Source organism: Streptomyces sp. BE303 (genome assembly GCF_036290945.1).
Lineage (GTDB): Bacteria > Actinomycetota > Actinomycetes > Streptomycetales > Streptomycetaceae > Kitasatospora.
The window spans coordinates 1-403 of record NZ_JAQYWZ010000134.1 but is presented as its reverse complement, the minus strand read 5'-3'; the positions used below and the strand labels follow the sequence as shown (position 1 = coordinate 403).

The window sequence follows — 403 nt, the reverse complement described above, 5'->3', positions numbered from 1 at the left end:
CTCCTGCCAGTACCGCTGGTGCTGGAAGGCGTAGGTCGGCAGCTCGGCCGGTCGGACGCCCGTGAACAGCGGCGACCAGTCGACCGGGACTCCGTTGACGTGCAGGGTCGCGAGCGCCGTGAGCACGGTGGTGACTTCGTCACGGTCGCGGCGCAGCAGCGGCGCCGTGACGGCGTCGGGCTGCTGGACGAGCGCGGACAGCTCGCCGTACTGGCCGAGTTCGACGTACCTGGTGACGCCGTCGAGGGCCGCGAGGGCGTCTGCGAAGCGGACCGGCTTGCGGACCTGGTCGACCCAGTACTCCGGGTCCGACCACTGCCCGACACCGACCGGGCGGCCGGTCACCGACGACACCGCCGGGACCGAAGGCTCGGCGAAGGACAACCCACGCACCACGGCGCGG

The 403-nt window shown here is 72.5% G+C and carries 1 pseudogene; it reads right to left on the bottom strand.

What is annotated here, in order from left to right:
• Nucleotides 1–354, bottom strand: a pseudogene (locus PUR56_RS00575) (hypothetical protein); the annotation flags it as partial.
• Between the last annotated feature and the right edge of the window lie 49 nt (nucleotides 355–403).